The following is a 17,453-nucleotide window of genomic DNA, read 5'->3' as shown; positions in this document are numbered from 1 at the left end:
ATCCGCACAGCAGCGCAGGACGTACACTTACTCGCGTATCGCTTCTATGCTGAAGCGCAGTGTGATGTCATCGCTGACGAAAGGTACATAACGGCCTAAATCATAATCACTGCGTTTGACGGTCGCCTCGCCATTGGCCCCGCAAGCCTGTTTCAGATATAACAGCATGAAGCGGCAATGAAAATGGCTGATCTGTAAAGTCACGGGCCGGGTAATGCCCTTGATGCTTAACTGTCCTTCGACCTGACGTAATTGTTCGCCATCAAACAGTAATTTGTCGGATTGAAAACGGATAACCGGGAAGCTGACCACGTCAAAAAAACTGGCTGAACGTAAAGTCTTATCGAACAAGTCTGAGCCGGTATTCACGGAGGTCGCGTCTATACTCAGGTCGATACTGCCGCTTTTGGTGCTGCCATCCTGGCTGACATCAATTTGTATGTTGCCACTGTTTTTATCAAAGCGCCCGCTTTGGCGCGATAAGCCCCAGTGCAGATACTCGAAACTGGAATACGTGTGTTCACTGTCGACGCGATAACGATCCGCTGCAAGCAGTGACGTACTGGCAGTGGCCAGCATTGTCACCAGTGGTAACTGCCATAAGCTAACAAGTGAGCGCCACATCCCGGCCTCCATCCCAATCAGTTTGCATCCCCTGAATGACGGCCGGGAGCTTGTGCGGCACGCGTATCAGGCTATCAGGGTTTGATAAATTTGAGCGTCATACGGTCACTTTCACCGATAGACTCATAGTTTGCGCGGTTCTTATCTTTGTTGGCATAGGTCGGTGGCAATGCCCATACGCCGCCTTCGTGATCGGCTTTGTCCTTAGGGTTGGCATTGATCTCGGAACTGCCAGCCAGCTTGAAGCCAGCGCGTTCTGCCAACCTTATCACATAACTCTGGTGTACATAGCCGTTGCTGGCTTTCTCATCCTGAGTGCGGGCTTCTGGCAAACGGTGCTCAACAATACCGAACACGCCGCCAGATTTCAGACTAAGGTAAGCGCTGTTAAAAATTTCCTGCACATTTGCTTCGCCAGCCGGTATCCAGTTATGGATGTTACGGAATGTCAGTACCATGTCCACGCTGCCAGGCGCGGCGTAGCTGATCTTCTTCGGTGGTTCAAAGATGCCGGTGCTGACCTGATCATAGATAGCCGGATTGGCATCCAGTTTCTGACGCAGGCGCGCATACGCACGCTTGCTGTATTCATTGTCCGAGGCCGGATCATTGGCGGCTGCGATCAGCTTGCCATTTTGACGCAGATAAGGTGCCAGGATTTCGGTGTACCAGCCACCGCCGGGCGACAATTCAACCACCGTCATGTCGGGACGGATACCGAAGAATTCCAGGGTTTCCAGCGGATGGCGGGCCGGGTCGCGCGCGACATTGGCCGGGTTGCGGTGGCTGGCGCTGATAGCGGCCTGCAAAGCCTGATCGGCATGGGCTGACAGGCTGAGTGTTTGCAATCCAATGCCGAGCAGGGCGGCGCTGAGGAAGAGTTTATGCATGGAAGTCTCCGGTGGGCTGAGTGCCCGTCTGACCGTATTTGTGCACAACAGTTCCCGGTTACGCCCGCGTTGCTACTCAGGGCGCTGACACCACAATATCTTTTTTCATTACTGCGAGTCTGGCCAGCAGCCGGTTTTGGGTAGGAAAAGGGATTTGATTTTTGTGCATCGCCGCCTGTAAATCCTCGACCAGTGCGTTGAAAGCCGCGCTTTTGATACCCAGTTGCGCATGCACCGTCAGCATATCGTCGCCGCTGTATTGGCAAGGACCATCGCTGACGACGCAGAGCTGCTCTTTTAGCAGTTCAGCCAGCCGCTTCATATTGGTTTCTTTGAATTGTGGGCTAATGCGTGCATCTTGCTGAATTTCGACGATGAGCTGATCAACCACGCGTGCAATGCCAGGGCTGCCACCCAGCGCCTGATACAGGTTGTCGGCTTGGGCTTGCGCAGACGCGCTGAGTGTGAAACTCAGGGCACTCAGGCTAGTGATAAAAAAACGAAACATAGGTGATCCACTTACTGAAGAATTTAGTTAGCGAGTTGTAGGGACAGATACCAGCCCTGTTGATTGCGAGGGTTGAATACCGTGATATCGCCCAGACTGACATAGGCCAGTGTCAGTGACCATTGCTTATTCGGGAAGTAAGCCAGGAACACATCTTTGGCGGCTTTCTCACGATCAATCACCAGATTCGAAGGACGCTGCCGGTATTCGGCACCCGCTACCCAGTGTGGGCTCAGCAAATAAGCGACTGAGACTTCAGGCAATATCTGATAGCTTTGCGATTGCGGCCCGCCAAACCCCAGCAAGCCTAGCTGATTGCTTTTGCTCAGGCGCAGGGTGCCGTTGAGTAAGAGATTATTGGCTAACAGCAGCTTGCTCGCAGAGACATAGTAATCCACCCCCTTGCTGTCAGTCGCACCCAGCTGGGTCACGGAGGTGACGCTTAAGGCAGACAGGCCTTCGACAGCCCGCGTCTGTTTGAACATCGCGCCGACCGCCAGCTGCGGTCGCCAGGTATCCTGATCGGCAATCAGATCGCCACTGAGTTTGAGCTTGATGCCCACGATATCCTGGCTGAGTCTGAGCTGATCGAGTGGTGCTTCACTGCCGGTGAATTCCTGCCTGGCCAGTGAGACTTCCAGCTTATCGTGCCAGCCCAGCGCGACGCCGCTGCTGCGCAGGCGGTAATCACGTGTACTCAGCTGTGTCACAAAGGCTGTGACACCTGCACTGTCTTCGCTGCCATAGCCAGCGATTACGGCCCAGGGCACCAAACCCCCACCGGCCGCACCTTCTGCCTGGCTCACCCCGGCAGTCGCGAGTAATTTGCCGCGATCGGAGGGGGGTAAATCCAGCGCATGCGCCATGTGGATCAGCCCTATGCTGAGCAAGCTTGCCGTACTCAACTTTAAAAATTGCAGTGTACTCATCGTTATCATCGTCATTAACGCGTCATTCCCATCGTTTAATCTTAGTTTATTTTCGGAAATGATGCTTTTTGTATGGTTTTTCGTCGCATTTTGTTGCATCTGCCGCATAAAGAAGAAAAAAGATGTGAAATCCAGATTTTTACTGTCTTTGCGGCAACACTCCATAGTATGCTTAGCGATTTGTGTGAATTTGTAACAAAGTCGGTTGTTGCCGGACTACTCTGGTCACTTGCAGAAACGAGACAGAGTGCGCATGATAGGGGTTATGCGGAGCTTCGGTGATCCACAGGTAAAAGAAATAACGAAAACAAGTACGTCACACCTTAGTCGCTATCCATTCTTTATGAGTCGCTCCTCTTTACGCCGCGAGTTAGTTATTCCTATTACGGTGCTGGTCATCAGTGTATCCGCAGCGATTGCCTGGGTATCGATGAAGGCGGGTACGGATGCGGTCTACACACTGACGCAGAGGGTGTTGGTGGATATGGTCAACCGCATCAATGTCGCGTCGGAAAAACATCTGGATGGCGCCTTGATTGCCCTGGAATCGGTTGCGCCGAGTTCGGCCCGGGTGCCCAAAGAGCATGACTTTTCGGTTGATCTGCATGTGCTGGAAGATAAGTTCTGGACCGCCAGCGGTTTATTCATGGATGTGAATAATTATGTGTATTTCGGTGGAAAGGATGGCCGTTTTGTTGGGGTTTATCGTATATCCCGCAGTGAAGTGCAGTTGTTTTTACGTGAACCGGACTCCGATCACCGAGATGTCTACCGCGTGACTGCAATAGGTGACCGTTCTGTCAAAATCCGTCAGGACCAGTTTGATCCACGCAAACGTCCCTGGTATCAGGCTGCGATGAATTCGGAAGCGCCGGTCTGGTCCAAAATTTACAATAACTTTTCTTTTCATTATCCGACCATTACGCTGGCTAAATCGGTATTTCAGAAAAATCATGAATTTGCCGGGGTGGTCGCGACAGACGTGACGCTCAAAGAGTTGTCGAGTTTTCTGAGTCGCCTGGAAATTAGTAAAAACAGCGTGGCGTATATCGTCGATGCGGATGGTTACATCGTGGCGACTTCCGGCAAAGAGTTGCCGGAACGCGTGGTGAATGGCCTGCCCGAGCGTATGCGTGCGTCGGATATGAAAACCAGTCTGATCAGCGAAACCTTTAAAAAAATCGGGAGCCGGGCTCTCTCCCAGCAGGAAACCCTGTCGCTGGAACTGGAGCAGGGGACAGTGGATGTGGCGGTATCGCCGCTTGGCAATAAGCAGGGACTTAACTGGCAAACAGTGGTTGCCGTGCCGCGTGCAGATTTCATGAACACCATTAATCAGGGCTTTTTTCAGAGTGTAGTGATCGCGATTGCCTGTATTATTTTTGCACTGACCATTGGTCTGACTATTGTCGAGCGCGTGATCCGGGATATCCGCAAGCTGACTGCGGCGGCCGAAAAATTTGGTAATGGTGAACCGATGCCGAAAATGGATATCCGTCGTACCGATGAAATCGGAATACTGGCGGAAACGTTCAGTGAAATGGAGAACAAGCTACGTTTTGATAAGCTGACCCAGGTTGCCAACCGTGAATCGTTGTTTGCACAAATTACCCATATCCAGCGCATGGCAGAGGAGAATCCTGAGCAGATTCAGGGCTACACCCTGCTCTTTGTTGATCTGGACCGCTTCAAATTCGTGAACGACAATTACGGTCACGACGCGGGTGATAAGGTGCTGGTGATTACTGCCGCCAGATTGCGCGCTGCAGTACGTGACACCGACGATGTGGCACGTTATGGCGGCGATGAATTCGTTTTGCTGATCAGGGATTTACGGCATGCAGGCGATATTCACCACCTGGTTGATAAAATTTCTTCCGTGGTGGAAGAGCCGATTGCGCTCGAAAACGCGATGGTAGATGTCGGCGCCTCTATAGGCTGGGCCAGCTATCCGGAAGATGGTGACGATTATATGCGACTCATCAAAATTGCTGACAGTCGCATGTATAACCGTAAGCGCGACCGCAAATTGCAACGTGTGAATCGTGCATAATTTGTGCTGAATCGATCAGCTATATTCAGGTGCCGGAGGTCGGTAACTGTGCCGCACGCTGTTCCCAATCCTGTTTCCAGACGGTTAACTGACTCGCTGGCATAGGTTTGCTCAGGAAATAGCCTTGTACCTGATCACAGCCTAACTCTCTGAGTAACTGCATCACCTGCTGGTTTTCTACTCCTTCTGCGACCACCCGCAATTGCATATTGTGGGCCAGATCGATGGTGGATTTGACGATGCGGCTGTCAGCATTGTCCTTATCCATTTTCAATACAAAAGACTTATCAATTTTCAACTCGTTGACTGGTAACTGCTTCAGGTAGGCTAGTGAAGAGTAGCCGGTACCAAAGTCATCAATTGACAAATCCATGCCCATCGCATGCAGATTATCCAGCGTCTGATGGGCGCGCACAGGATCATCCATAATCGCACTCTCAGTAATTTCCAGACAAAACTGTGAGGTCGCCAGCGCATACTGATCGAGTATGGCAGCAAATTTTTGCGGTAAATCCTGATCCATTAAATCCATGGTAGAGATATTGACCGACATTTTCAGTACGAGGTCCTGTGCCTGCCACAGTTTCAGGGTTTGCGCCGCCTGGTCCATGATCCAGTGCGTCAGGCTGCGGATAAAGCCGGATTGTTCGGCGAACGGGATGAACTGGTCCGGGAATACCATGCCGCGTTCAGGATGGACCCAGCGCACCAGCGCCTCTACCCCGATCAGCCGGTAGTCATGCAGACTGACTTTAGGCTGCACCCACAGCTGAAACTGATTTCGCTCCAGTGCTGCGCGCATATCGGATAACAGTGACAGGTTTTTTTGACTGGATTTGTCGATTTCAGGCGAGTAGGTGACTGCGCCCTGACGCGCACGTTTTGCCGCATACATCGCGACTTCAACCCGGCTCATCAGACTGGCTGCATCGCTGGCATGGGCTGGATAGGCTGCGATCCCTATGCCGGCACCAATATCCACGTTCTGATCATCAATCGCAATCGGGCGCTCAAACGACTGCGCAATTGCACGCGCAGTCTGTTGCGCATCATCCAGTGTACTGGCAGGCAGCAGTACGGCGAATTCATCACCGCCGAGCCGGGCCGGTTTGGGCTTACCAGCGCCTAGCTGCTGGCTCAGACGTTGCGCGACTTCGGTCAGCAGCCGGTCACCAAAATCATGTCCCATCAAATCGTTGACATATTTAAAACGGTCCAGATCGAGCATCAGCACATGCACCGTATCGCCACGGGCAGCTGCTGCAAGCAGTGCATCATTGAGCATCGATGTAAATAGCGCGCGATTGGGCAAATGCGTGAGCGTATCCCAGTAAGCCAGCCGGCTGATTTCTTTTTCGCGGGTGGCAATCGCATCGCGCATATGGCTGAAACTCTTGGCCAGATCACCAATTTCATCGCTGCGCCGTATCGCAATATCACCCTGATAGTTACCCGTAGCAAAACGCTTGGCCGTATCCGACAATTGACGTAAAGGGTTGGTGATACGGCGGGCAGTAACGGCGCTGATGATGATCGCCAGCAGGGTAGCTACGATACTCAGTATTAGCAGATTCCGTTGCAGCAGTTTATACGGTGCCACCGTACGGCTGAACGATAACTGCAATACCGCGACAGTATGCTGGCCTTCGCTGGCATTCATATCGACCAGTTGTGAACTGTATTCATCCTGATCGATTTGCATCGTCGTGATCCGTTTATTCGACGGCAGCTCACGTGGCAGCGCTGCAATCAGTTGTCTGGCCTGGGTTTCGGTCAGGCTGGTGCTTTGCATTTGCCATGCGCCGCCTTTGACTGCACTGACGATACTGACCTCGAGTGGCGACAGTTCATGCATTTCTTTGACCAGCACCTGATCGACCGGCACCGCCAGCGCGACCCAGCTGATTGCCACCGGTGCCAGTATCGGCACCATCACCAACTGATAAGGGCGGCCATTCAGACTCACGATGTTTGCTGCCCCCCCTTTATTGCTGGCAGTATTCATTAACTGCTGTACCCGATCCTGCATACCATGCGCCAGCGTATCGCTGCTGGCAGCGATGATTTTTCCATCCAGTCCGACCAGCATAGTCAGATCCGCATTGATACGTTCGCCGTGATTCAGCAGCGCAGATACGATGGTCTGGGTGTCGTTACTGCTGATGGCGTCGCGCAAGGCATAATCCTTAGATACGATGGTGGCAGCCTGCACCAGATTCTGTGCATTTTTTTCTATGATACGCTGGAAGAAATTTTCATTGGTATGCAGCTCTTTGTTCAACGTCTGGCGCGCATTTTTATCTATCGCCTGATCAATAAAGCCGTAGGCAACCAGTTGCAGTAACAGCAGCAGGCTGATGAAGAGCGCAATAATTCTTGCTTGCAGGCTGTGAAAACGCATAAATTCTCTCGTGGTTGAACTACTGGCTGGGGTCAGGGTTTGCTTAGTCGAACTTGCCATTCAGCCTGACTTGATACGGTGCACCCTCTGCCTCCGCCTGCCAGCTTTGTTGTAGGCCTTCCGAGCCGGGTGCCATTTTGTAATGCCAGACCTTCAGCGTGTATTTGCCACTGGGCATATTCGCTAATGTGGCTAAGCCTTTAGCATCTGTTTTAGCGAAATACGGGGTGTTTACCACCTGCACATATGCGATCATCTGATCATGGATATTGCAACCAATGACCACGGTACCCGGTGTGTCGAACACCACGGGATTGCTGGGTTTGCCTGAATACAGCTTCAGTTCAAAACGCTTCGCGGCGGAAAAGGAATACGCATGGTGCTTGACCGTATCATTGTTGGGGAAGCTGACCGCGCTGCCGACCGGAATCACGCTGACCAAAGGCAGAAATTTGCGGTCTTTTTGCTCTATGGAGTAGTTGCCGGCTTTTACCGGCTGATTGCCATTGACTGCTTCTGCGCTGACGACGGCGTTTTCCACAGCTTTCCCTTCGCTGTCGAGAATTTGTACTACTCTGTTGGCATGGGCCGTTTGCATGCCAGCCATCAGCAGCAGGCCAGTCAAGACGGGTGTAAAGCAGGATGCGAAACCTAAGCGTGGCAATAACATGGTGATGTCTTTCGTGACTAAGCTGACGAGTATTGACAGTAGCGCTGCTGGCGGAAACCATCGTTGTTGCTATATTGCATCGGATTTAAGCTGTGTAGCGGTGCAATACCGGAATAGAAAATGTAATATGAAAACAATTTTAGCTTAAGTTTTCCGCACGCACTGCAGGAATGTCAGCATGAACTCATTTATCAAGCATCTGGTGGAAATTACTGGTCATCGCGACCATGATCTGCTCAATATTTCCGTCGCCAGTTCGCTGCGCGAATTGCTGGCTGCTGAACAGGCAACCGTATTCGAAGTAGTCAGTATGGGTGGGCATACCGTAATGCGCCCTAAAATACGCATCACAGCACAAAGCACGGATGTGCTGGAACAGGTGACGGACGCGGATGACCTGCTTCCTGAGCAAATCAGCGACTTATGGCAGGGACTGGGGCAAAAGCTGAGCATCATCCGTCTCGTCGAGGATGGGCATGAGATGTTGTGGCTGCCGATCTGGATCAATGACAAACTGCATACTTGCCTGCAGCTCAGCCATCCTCAGCAAGCCGAAGAGCCAGTCATGGAAGTCGTCAATGGCATGCTGATTGTGTACCGGAATTTTCAGAATCTGTTGGATTACAGCGAAAGAGATTCACTGACCGGACTGCTTAACCGCAAGACTTTCGATGACAGTTTTTCCAAGGTCTTGCGCACCAACTTAAGGGAAATGAAGCCCTTGGAAGTCATGCCTGATTCGCAACCGTCTTTGGCTAAGCCAGAAACCGAAAGGCGCGAGCAGGACGCGGAAAAATTCAACTGGCTTGCAGTGCTCGATATTGACCATTTTAAGCGGATTAACGATCAGTTTGGCCATCTATACGGCGATGAGGTATTGATACTGATCGCCAACTTGCTACGTAATTCTTTCAGGCCGAATGATCGCTTATTCCGCTTCGGTGGTGAGGAGTTCGTGATTTTGCTGCGTTCCGTCACTAAGCAGGACGCTGATCAGATTTTCGACCGCTTCCGTCAGACGGTAGGAAATTATCATTTTCCGCAGGTGGGTACCGTCACAGTCAGCATAGGCTATGCCAAAATCGACTTATTTGAACCCGCGGTCGCCATTGTCGGGCGTGCGGATCAGGCACTGTACTACGCCAAAATGAATGGTCGGAATCGCAGCTGTTTTTACGACAGCCTGGTTGTCAGCGGTGACTTACAGCAGGAACAGGCCAACGACATTGCCGAATTCTTTTGAATCCGGCGTCGGCGCCGATCCTTATTATTTGACCGGACGGCGTGCGGTGGTCAGCATCACCACACTGCCCAGGATAATCGCCATCGCCAGCATGGCTTTACCCGATAAATGTTCGCCACCGAATGCCACCCCGAGCGCTACCGCGATGACGGGATTGACATAGGCATAGCTGGCCGCCAGTCCGGCCGGTACTTTGGACAACAGATACATATACGCAGTAAACGCGATCAGCGAACCCGCCACCACCAGATAAGCCCAGGCGCTGAAGGCTTGCACGGTCAGCGGGCCTGTCATTTTTTCACCGCTGAGCAGGCTCACAATAAACAAAAAAGCACCACCGACCAGCATTTCGCTGGCAAAGCCCATACCACCTTTGGCCATCTTCAGTTTTTTTTGCGACAGGATAGAACCTACGTCCCAGCTCAGTATTGCACCCAGTAACAGAAAAATGCCGGCGGGCTGGGCCGCAAAACCATGGTCCGAAGCCAGCAATACTGCACCTAGAAAGCCAGAGAGTATGCCCAGCCATTCACGCCGGCGTGGCCAGTCACCAAACAGACCGGACAAACCCGACAGTATCATGGGCGAGCATGCAATAAACACGGCAGTCAGGCCAGACGACACATATTGCTGGGCACAGGCCGTCAGACCGGTGCCACCGCCCAGCATCAGGATGCCGACGATGCCGCCATCGCGCCATTCACGCAGTGTAGGTTGCGGCGCTTTGCGCCACAGCTGCCATAAATACAGCAGACCACCCGCGACCAGAAAGCGCGTGCCTATCATCATGAACGGAGGAAAAGCAGTCAACGCGACCTGAATCGCAAAATAGGTTGAACCCCAGACGATATAGACCGTCAGCAGGGCAGTCAGAACTGATTTTGGTAAGTGACGCATACGTGCTTTCTTGAATTAATCACGATATTTTATGCTGCCAGGTGATGGTTTTAAATGGATGTTCTAAGGGAAATCAGCTACATTTCTTTTAAATTGACTGAAATATCCGGGTTTTTCCATGAAAATAGAATTAGATCTGATGGATGCCAGAATTCTCGAGATTCTGCAGGAAGATGCACGTGTCACGCTGGCTGAAATCGGACGCCGCATTCATCTGAGTCAGCCTGCCGTCGCGGAACGGATACGTCGTATGGAAACGGCCCAGGTCATCACTGGCTACCATGCACGGGTCAATCCCGAAGCTTTGGGTTATGGCATCACCGCCTTTGTGCGTATCGCCAGCCGCTCCAGCGACGTGTCGGTGCCGCACATCGCGGCCCAGGTGCCGGAAGTGGTGGAATGTCATGCCATTACCGGTGAGGATTGTGTGATCGTCAAAGTGGTGGCACCGTCAGTCCGTGAACTGGAGCGTGTAATCGCGTCGCTGGCGCGCGGCGGTGTGACCTCGACGTCGCTGATTCTGTCGTCGTCGATAGAACGGCGCGCCATCAAACCCGTGGAGTAGCGATGGAACTGCGCCAGTTACGCTATTTTGTCGCGATTGTGGATCATGGCTCACTGTCCCGTGCGGCGCGCGTGCTGCATATCGTGCAGCCGGCGCTGACGCAGCAAATCCAGTCGCTGGAAGAAGAATTGGGTGCCATGCTGCTGCACCGCTCGGCACAGGGTATGCAGGCGACCGATGCCGGTAAGCTGTTTTACGAACATGCTCAGGCTATTCTGAAACAGGTCAGCGATGCCAGAACTGCGGTGGCACAATCGACCGACCGGCCACGTGGTACGGTGGCACTCGGCATTCCGCAAAGTGCGTCCGGTGCGCTGGCTTTTCCTTTGCTCAAAGCGGTACGCGAGACTTATCCCGACATCCATTTTCAACTGACCGAAGAATTAACCGGCAACCTGACTGAGCAGTTACGTTCAGGACGGCTGAATCTGGCAATACTGTTCGATGATGGGCAGCTCAGCGGCTTTCATAGCCGCCCGCTGGTTCTTGAAGAGATGATGTATATCACGCGTAGCGGTTCGCAATTTGCCTCGCGCCGTAAAAGTATTAAGCTGGAACAGGTATTGCAGGTGCCGCTGATTTTACCCAGCCTGCAGCATGGTGTGCGCCCGCTGATTGAGCAAGTAGTGCGTGAACATGGGCGGCAGATCAGTCAGGTGATCGATATTACCTCGATTGCGATTTTAAAGTCGGCGCTGATGGCCGATATGGGCGCCACTATCTTGCCAGTGTCGCCGATGCTGGCAGAAATTCAGCGCGGTGAAATGCAGGCCTTGCCGGTCAGCGATGCGCAACTGTCGCGTACGGTCAGCCTGTGTGCATCTAAAAATATACCACTCACCAATGCCGCTATGGCAGTGGAAAAACTGGTCATAGATGTCAGTCGTGAGCTGTGCCAAAGCGGTGTCTGGCTAGGTACGCGGCTCCCCGCTGAGGCGCATTGAGTCTGGTACTGAATCGGCGCAAATGGGTCGCTAAGTTGGGGACAAGGTGTCTGTCTTTCTTGCCTGCAGACGCCAGACACAGGCCGGCGGCAGATTGCGCCAGATCCGGCTCACGCGCTGCCATTGCAAGCCGTCTGCATCGTTCAGTGCGAATGGCGGTGTCAGTCCATAGCTGAACTGAATGACAGCGCCGCCTCGCTGAACAAAGCGGATATAGGTACTGCTCAGCAGGCGTGCCTGCGCCGCTGGTAAAGACTTAAACGGTAAGGACGAAACCAGCAGGCTGCTGTCCGGATCGGGTGCTGCCTGCGGCAGAAAATGTTCTATGCGTTCGCGCCGTATATCCAGTTGCGGGAATTTTTTTCTGAGTACCTGAACGAGTTCAGGTGCACATTCGATGACTTGCAGACGTTCGCTGCCAAAGCGGGTCAGCAGGGCAAGTGTCAGCGCACCGCTGCCTGCGCCGACTTCGATGACCCTCCCGCTTGCGCCGCAGGCTACGGCAGCTTGCGCCATGGACTGCGCCAGATAGCGCGACGACGGCCACAGCGCGCCGACTTCGGCTGGTGCCGCCAGCAAGGCGCGCAAAAAACTCAGTGTGGTATTCATTCCGCGGTGGTCAGCGTCGCCAGTGCCTGCGCCAGATCGGCCTGTAAATCGGCCACATGCTCAATACCGACGGAAATTCTGAGTAAGTCTGAAGTCACGCCTTTTTCCACGCGTATCGCTTGCGGGATCGCCGCATGCGTCATCGACCACGGGTGATTGATCAGGCTTTCCACGCCACCCAGACTTTCCGCCAGGGTGAAAATCTTTAAGGCCTGTACAAAACGGCGCAAACCCGCTTCATCGGTATCGAGGCGTATAGAAATCACGCCGCTCTGACCTTGCGGTAACAGGCGTTGGGCTAAGGCATATTGCGGATGGGATGGCAGACCGGGGTAGATCACTGCACGGATGCCAGCTTGCGTTTCCAGCCACTGCGCCAGGCTCAGTGCGTTGCTGCTATGCCTTTGCATACGGATTGCGAGTGTGCGCAATCCGCGTAATGCCAGGAAGCTGTCAAACGGCGACAGCACGGCGCCGACTGCATTTTGTAACCAGCGCAATTTGTCTGCCAGTGCCTGTTCCTTCACGATCAGCGCACCTCCTATCACATCGGAGTGACCATTCAGGTATTTGGTCAGGGAATGCAGCACGATATCGGCGCCCCATTTCAAGGGCTGCAGTAAATACGGTGTGACAAAGGTGGCGTCTACCAGGGTCAGTGCGCCGGCCTCTTTAGCGATGGCAGAAATCGCAGCGATGTCCGGAAATTTCAGCAGCGGATTCGTTGGTACTTCCAGCCATACCAAACGGGTAGCCGGAGTGATGGCTGCCTTTAATCCATCCAGATCATCGGGTGATACATAGCGCACTTTGAGGCCGGCACTGCGGCCTTTGACTTGTTCAAACAAGCGCCAGGCGCCACCGTATAAGTCATCAACCGCAACTATTTCACTGCCAGCTTCCAGCAATTCCAACACGGTGCTCATTGCACCCAGACCGGAGGCAAACGCAAACCCTGCGCTGCCGCCTTCCAGTTCAGCCAGGGCTTTTTCCAGTGCCTGACGGCTGGGATTGCCACTGCGCCCATATTCAAAACCGCTGTGTTCGCCCGGCGCTTGCTGGGCATAGGTGGAACTCAGATAAATCGGCGGCATTACTGCACCGGTGGCATCGGGTTGATAGCCAGCGTGTACGCTTAAAGTATCGGGATGGGTCATAGCTGTCGTCCTTATGTGTCAGGGCTGACGCAGAACTGCCCCAGCGGCGTGATGGCGGCTTGTCGTACGAATGTACGGCCTGCATCTGCCTTGCCGGGACAATGTTGCGTCAATCCGTTAGTGTTGCTGCCAGTAGTTGATGAGGTCAGTTTGTGTGATCAGTCCGAGGAAATTCCCCTGTTCGATCACGGGGGCCACCTTGTTGTCGGCAAAAATACCGATCACGCGTTCCAGTGTGTCCTGTGGTGCCAGGGTGACCAGGTCGGTGCTCATCACACTGCGTACCGGCAGTTTGAAATTCTCTTTGTTATCTCTGACTGCGTTTAAGATGTCCCACTCGTCGATCAGTCCGGCCAGTGCTGCTTCGCCCTCGATGACCGGTAGTTGTGACACATCATGGCGGCGCATTTTTTGATAGGCATCGGCCAGGCTGTCTTCCTGTCTGGCGAATACCGTCGCACCTTTATGATGTGGACGTGTAATCAGATCGGATAAATTGTCGCGTTGTGGTTCTCGCAGCAGGCCTTGATCGACCAGCCAGTTATCATTGAATTGTTTGGATAAGTACTTGTTGCCGCTGTCGCAGATAAAGGTCAGCACCCGTTTCGGTGTGGTCTGGGCACGGCAATAGCGCAACGCCGCAGCCACCAGTGTGCCACTGGAAGAACCTGCCAGGATACCTTCTTTTTCCAGCAGCGCACGTGCGGTAAACAGGCTCTCCTGATCGCTGATGCGATACGCTTTTTTGACCATCGCAAAGTTCGCAAGCGGCGGAATAAAATCCTCGCCTATGCCTTCCACGCGCCAACTGCCAGCCTGTCCAAAGTGACCAGTCTCTACATAATCTGCCAGGATAGAGCCTTGCGGATCAGCCAGTACAAACTCCATTTGTGGTGCGGTATCCGCAAAGTAGGCACTGAGACCGGACAAGGTACCGCTGGAGCCTACGCCTACCGCGATCGCATCCAGTTGCTGATCCATCTGTTGCCAGATTTCTGGTCCCGTGCTGAGCGTATGCGCAAGTGGATTGGCCGGATTATTGAACTGATCGATGTAATACGCGCCCGGTGTTTCGCTTGCGATGCGCAGTGCCAGATCCTGATAATACAGTGGGTGACCCTTGTTCACATCGGAACGCGTCAAAATCACTTCGGCACCCATGGCTTTGAGTTGCTGAATTTTTTCTGTGCTCATTTTATCGGGCACGATCAGTTTGATACGGTAGCCTTTACGGACCGCTACCAGTGCCAGACCCAGACCGGTATTGCCAGCAGTGGCCTCGATGATGGTGCCGCCCGCACGCAGCTGACCGCTGCGCTCGGCTGCTTCTATCATCGTCAATGCGATCCTGTCTTTGATCGATCCACCCGGATTCTGGCTTTCCAGTTTGACGTATAGCTCACAGGGGCCGGTATCGATATTTTGCAAGCGCACTACAGGCGTATTACCGATTAAAGCTAAAACGGGATCAGTCGAATTCATTGCATACCACTTCACAAAGTTAAACGCCAAATGGCGACAGGAAAGCGGCAAATCTTAGCAGTGACAAGTTGACTATGATAAGGAATAAATTCTTACATCTAAGTTCGGAAAACGTATAAAACCGGCCGCATATTTCAAAGGCGGTCTTGCTGGTGCTTACATCGGGAGGGGATGATGGCGTGCGCTGCAGGTGCGGAAGAGCGCCTGCCGGAGTCGCGCTAAGCCAGCAGGCATGCGCATTTCCGGCGGGTGGTGTGATTCTCAGTGACAGTGTAGATTATCGGTCCGCGGACTGCTGGCGGTGTAGTGCAGACAGCCCGATCAGGGCCGGATAGGCTTCGGTGATCACGTAGACCGGGATCGCAGCCAGGTAGTCACGGAAGCGCCCCTTGTCTTCGAAACGTGCGCGAAAACCGGACTGCAGTAAATAGTCGCCCAGCCGTGGAACAATACCACCACCGATGTAAATGCCAGCACGTGCACCCAGTGTCACTGCCAGATTCGCAGCCATCGTGCCCAGCATCTCGCAGAAGGTGGAGAGTACCTCGCTGCAAATCGCACATTCGCGTTGCAAGCCGCGTTGCAGAATGTCGGGGGCTTCCAATGGTGCGACAGCAGCCTGCAGGAGTTCAGCCAGCGCACGATAAATCAGCACCAGACCGGGACCGGATAACAGGCGTTCTGCGGACACGTGCGGGAACTCGCGCCAGGCAAACTCCAGAATCGCGACTTCTTTTGCATTGGCTGGCGTAAAGCTCGCATGGCCACCTTCGCTGTGCAGCGGCAGCCAGCGCTCGCCCGCAGGAATCAGACCGGATACGCCGAGTCCTGTGCCTGCTCCTAACAGCCCGATTGCGCTGCCAGCCAAAGCCTGATGACCACCCACCTGAAAATATTGATGTGGCTGCAAATGCGGTAAAGACAGCGCGAGTGCGGTGAAATCATTGACCACATCGAGCCGCTCCAAGCCGAACTGATGGCGGGTTGCACTGATAGAAAACTCCCAGTGATGATTCGTCATGCGGACCTGATCACCATGGATAGGATTGGCAATCGCGATCCCGGCATGACGCAGCTGATGCGCCCCCGCTGCCAGACTGGCCGCATCGTGCAAATAGCTGTGCAATGCGTCTTCCAGGCTGGGATAGGCGGCGCAAGGCAGTACCTTGACTGCCTGCAGTTCGCCATGTGCAGTTTCTATCGCAAAGCGTGCATTGGTGCCGCCTATATCGGCCAGCAGCAAGGGGTAGGACGGTGTATCAGTTTTGGGTTGAGCTTGAGTAGGCGCTTGGGTATGAGCCTGGGTATGAGCGATCATTGCTGACATCGTAAACTCCGCTTACTTCAGGCTTTGTTCTGATACCGGATCGAAGAACACGGCTTTCGACAAATCAAAAGCCAGACGCATAGGCTGACCCGGCATGGCAGCAGCACGCGGATGGGTGCGGCAGGTCAGGCGGGTGGCATTAAAGCTGGAAAACACCAGCGTATCCGGACCGGTCGGTTCGGTCAGATCGACGATGCAGTCGACTTCGGTAGGATGATGCGCATCGCTATGTTCGGCTCGTCTGGCGCTGGCAGCATCGGTCACATGTTCAGGCCGTATACCGAGTACGATCTCGCCATTGACTGGGGACAAACGCTGGATCGCGGCTGCCTGTGTGGCCGGTATCGGTAACAGCGTGGAGCGCCCCTGATGTTCAAGCACAAAATGCAGTTGCTGCTGTTCCTGCTGCACTTTGCCACGGATGAAATTCATCGACGGTGAACCGATAAAGCCTGCGACAAACATATTCGCAGGGCGGTCGTAAATATCCTGCGGGCTGCCAAACTGCTGCACCACGCCATCGCGCATCACCGCGATTTTGTCACCCAGGGTCATCGCTTCAACTTGGTCATGCGTGACATATACGGTGGTGGTTTTCAGACGCTGATGCATGAGTTTGATTTCAGCCCGCATTTCGACGCGCAATTTAGCATCCAGATTAGACAAAGGCTCGTCGAACAGGAACAGCGAAGGATTACGTGCAATCGCACGTCCCATCGCGACCCGCTGGCGCTGGCCACCGGATAAATGCGCCGGTTTGCGATCCAGTAAATGGGTGATCTGTAAAGTCTCAGCGACCCGGTCTACGATTTTCTTTTGTTCTGCGACGGCGACCCGGCGTATGCCTAAGCCGAAAGAGATATTTTCACGTACCGTCATGGTCGGATATAAGGCATAGGATTGAAACACCATGGCGATATCACGCGACTTGGGCGGTACGTCATTGACGCAGCGATCACCGATGTAAATACCGCCTTCGGATACTGTTTCCAGTCCGGCGATCATATTCAGTAAGGTGGATTTGCCGCAGCCGGAACCGCCGACCAGGATCAGGAACTGACCATCTTCGATATCGAGATTAATCCCTTTCAAAATCTCCGCACCGTTCGGATACACCTTGCGTACATCACGGATAGATAAGCTTGCCATAAATT

16 protein-coding genes are annotated in these 17,453 nt (G+C 53.4%); 4 read left to right on the top strand and 12 right to left on the bottom strand.

Going from position 1 to position 17,453, the window contains the following annotated elements; translation table 11 throughout:
* Positions 1-27 precede the first annotated feature (27 nt).
* The 4 genes from H8K47_RS00350 to H8K47_RS00335 form a co-directional block, all read right to left on the bottom strand.
* A complete protein-coding gene (locus tag H8K47_RS00350; protein WP_186879450.1) occupies positions 28-624 on the bottom strand; it encodes a YceI family protein in 597 nt (198 codons plus the stop codon).
* Between the two features lie 74 nt (positions 625-698).
* Positions 699-1,514, bottom strand: coding sequence for a class I SAM-dependent methyltransferase (locus H8K47_RS00345; protein ID WP_186879449.1), 816 nt, complete (start codon positions 1,512-1,514; stop codon positions 699-701).
* Between the two features lie 76 nt (positions 1,515-1,590).
* Complete coding sequence (locus H8K47_RS00340; protein ID WP_186879448.1) at positions 1,591-2,022, bottom strand: group I truncated hemoglobin; 432 nt, start codon at positions 2,020-2,022, stop codon at positions 1,591-1,593.
* A gap of 23 nt (positions 2,023-2,045) precedes the next feature.
* A complete protein-coding gene (locus tag H8K47_RS00335; RefSeq protein WP_230410123.1) occupies positions 2,046-2,951 on the bottom strand; it encodes a DUF3034 family protein in 906 nt (301 codons plus the stop codon).
* A 343-nt stretch (positions 2,952-3,294) separates the two neighbouring features.
* On the opposite strand from H8K47_RS00335, the gene H8K47_RS00330 reads away from it, so the two are divergent.
* Positions 3,295-5,004, top strand: a complete 1,710-nt coding sequence (locus tag H8K47_RS00330; protein WP_186879446.1) for a diguanylate cyclase — start codon at positions 3,295-3,297, stop codon at positions 5,002-5,004.
* 25 nt (positions 5,005-5,029) lie between these two features.
* On the opposite strand, the gene H8K47_RS00325 is transcribed toward H8K47_RS00330, so the two are convergent.
* Entirely contained in the window at positions 5,030-7,405 is a 2,376-nt protein-coding gene (locus H8K47_RS00325; protein ID WP_186879445.1) for a putative bifunctional diguanylate cyclase/phosphodiesterase, read from the bottom strand.
* Positions 7,406-7,448: 43 nt separating this feature from the next.
* Positions 7,449-8,075 carry a methylamine utilization protein gene (locus H8K47_RS00320; RefSeq protein ID WP_186879444.1) on the bottom strand — a complete coding sequence of 209 codons (627 nt, stop codon included), beginning with the start codon at positions 8,073-8,075 and terminating at the stop codon, positions 7,449-7,451.
* 178 nt (positions 8,076-8,253) lie between these two features.
* On the opposite strand from H8K47_RS00320, the gene H8K47_RS00315 reads away from it, so the two are divergent.
* Positions 8,254-9,318, top strand: a complete 1,065-nt coding sequence (locus H8K47_RS00315) for a GGDEF domain-containing protein (RefSeq protein ID WP_186879443.1) — start codon at positions 8,254-8,256, stop codon at positions 9,316-9,318.
* A gap of 24 nt (positions 9,319-9,342) precedes the next feature.
* Here H8K47_RS00315 and yedA read toward each other — a convergent pair whose 3' ends face one another.
* Complete coding sequence (yedA, locus tag H8K47_RS00310) at positions 9,343-10,215, bottom strand: drug/metabolite exporter YedA (RefSeq protein ID WP_186879442.1); 873 nt, start codon at positions 10,213-10,215, stop codon at positions 9,343-9,345.
* A 118-nt stretch (positions 10,216-10,333) separates the two neighbouring features.
* Between yedA and H8K47_RS00305 the strand changes: the two genes are divergently transcribed.
* Together H8K47_RS00305 and H8K47_RS00300 are read left to right on the top strand one after the other, a co-directional pair.
* Positions 10,334-10,780, top strand: a complete 447-nt coding sequence (locus H8K47_RS00305) for an Lrp/AsnC family transcriptional regulator (RefSeq protein ID WP_186879441.1) — start codon at positions 10,334-10,336, stop codon at positions 10,778-10,780.
* 2 nt (positions 10,781-10,782) lie between these two features.
* Positions 10,783-11,724, top strand: coding sequence for a LysR substrate-binding domain-containing protein (locus H8K47_RS00300; protein WP_186879440.1), 942 nt, complete (start codon positions 10,783-10,785; stop codon positions 11,722-11,724).
* A gap of 30 nt (positions 11,725-11,754) precedes the next feature.
* Here H8K47_RS00300 and H8K47_RS00295 read toward each other — a convergent pair whose 3' ends face one another.
* From H8K47_RS00295 to H8K47_RS00275, 5 genes are all read right to left on the bottom strand, one after another.
* Positions 11,755-12,333 carry a class I SAM-dependent methyltransferase gene (locus tag H8K47_RS00295; protein WP_186879439.1) on the bottom strand — a complete coding sequence of 193 codons (579 nt, stop codon included), beginning with the start codon at positions 12,331-12,333 and terminating at the stop codon, positions 11,755-11,757.
* Complete coding sequence (locus H8K47_RS00290) at positions 12,330-13,490, bottom strand: trans-sulfuration enzyme family protein (protein ID WP_186879438.1); 1,161 nt, start codon at positions 13,488-13,490, stop codon at positions 12,330-12,332. Before H8K47_RS00290 ends, H8K47_RS00295 begins: the two co-directional genes overlap by 4 nt.
* 117 nt (positions 13,491-13,607) lie before the next feature.
* Positions 13,608-14,972: a pyridoxal-phosphate dependent enzyme gene (locus H8K47_RS00285; protein ID WP_186879437.1), complete on the bottom strand. Its 1,365-nt coding sequence runs from the start codon at positions 14,970-14,972 to the stop codon at positions 13,608-13,610.
* 277 nt (positions 14,973-15,249) lie between these two features.
* Positions 15,250-16,299: a glucokinase gene (locus H8K47_RS00280; protein WP_230410122.1), complete on the bottom strand. Its 1,050-nt coding sequence runs from the start codon at positions 16,297-16,299 to the stop codon at positions 15,250-15,252.
* Positions 16,300-16,311: 12 nt separating this feature from the next.
* On the bottom strand, positions 16,312-17,448 hold the full coding sequence (locus H8K47_RS00275) for an ABC transporter ATP-binding protein (RefSeq protein ID WP_186879436.1): 1,137 nt from the start codon (positions 17,446-17,448) through the stop codon (positions 16,312-16,314).
* Positions 17,449-17,453 lie beyond the last annotated feature (5 nt).

This window comes from Cognatundibacterium rugosum (assembly GCF_014284365.1).
GTDB lineage: Bacteria > Pseudomonadota > Gammaproteobacteria > Burkholderiales > Burkholderiaceae_D > Undibacterium > Undibacterium rugosum.
Note: the sequence above shows the minus strand (reverse complement) of the source record. Positions and strands in the feature narration are given on the sequence as shown.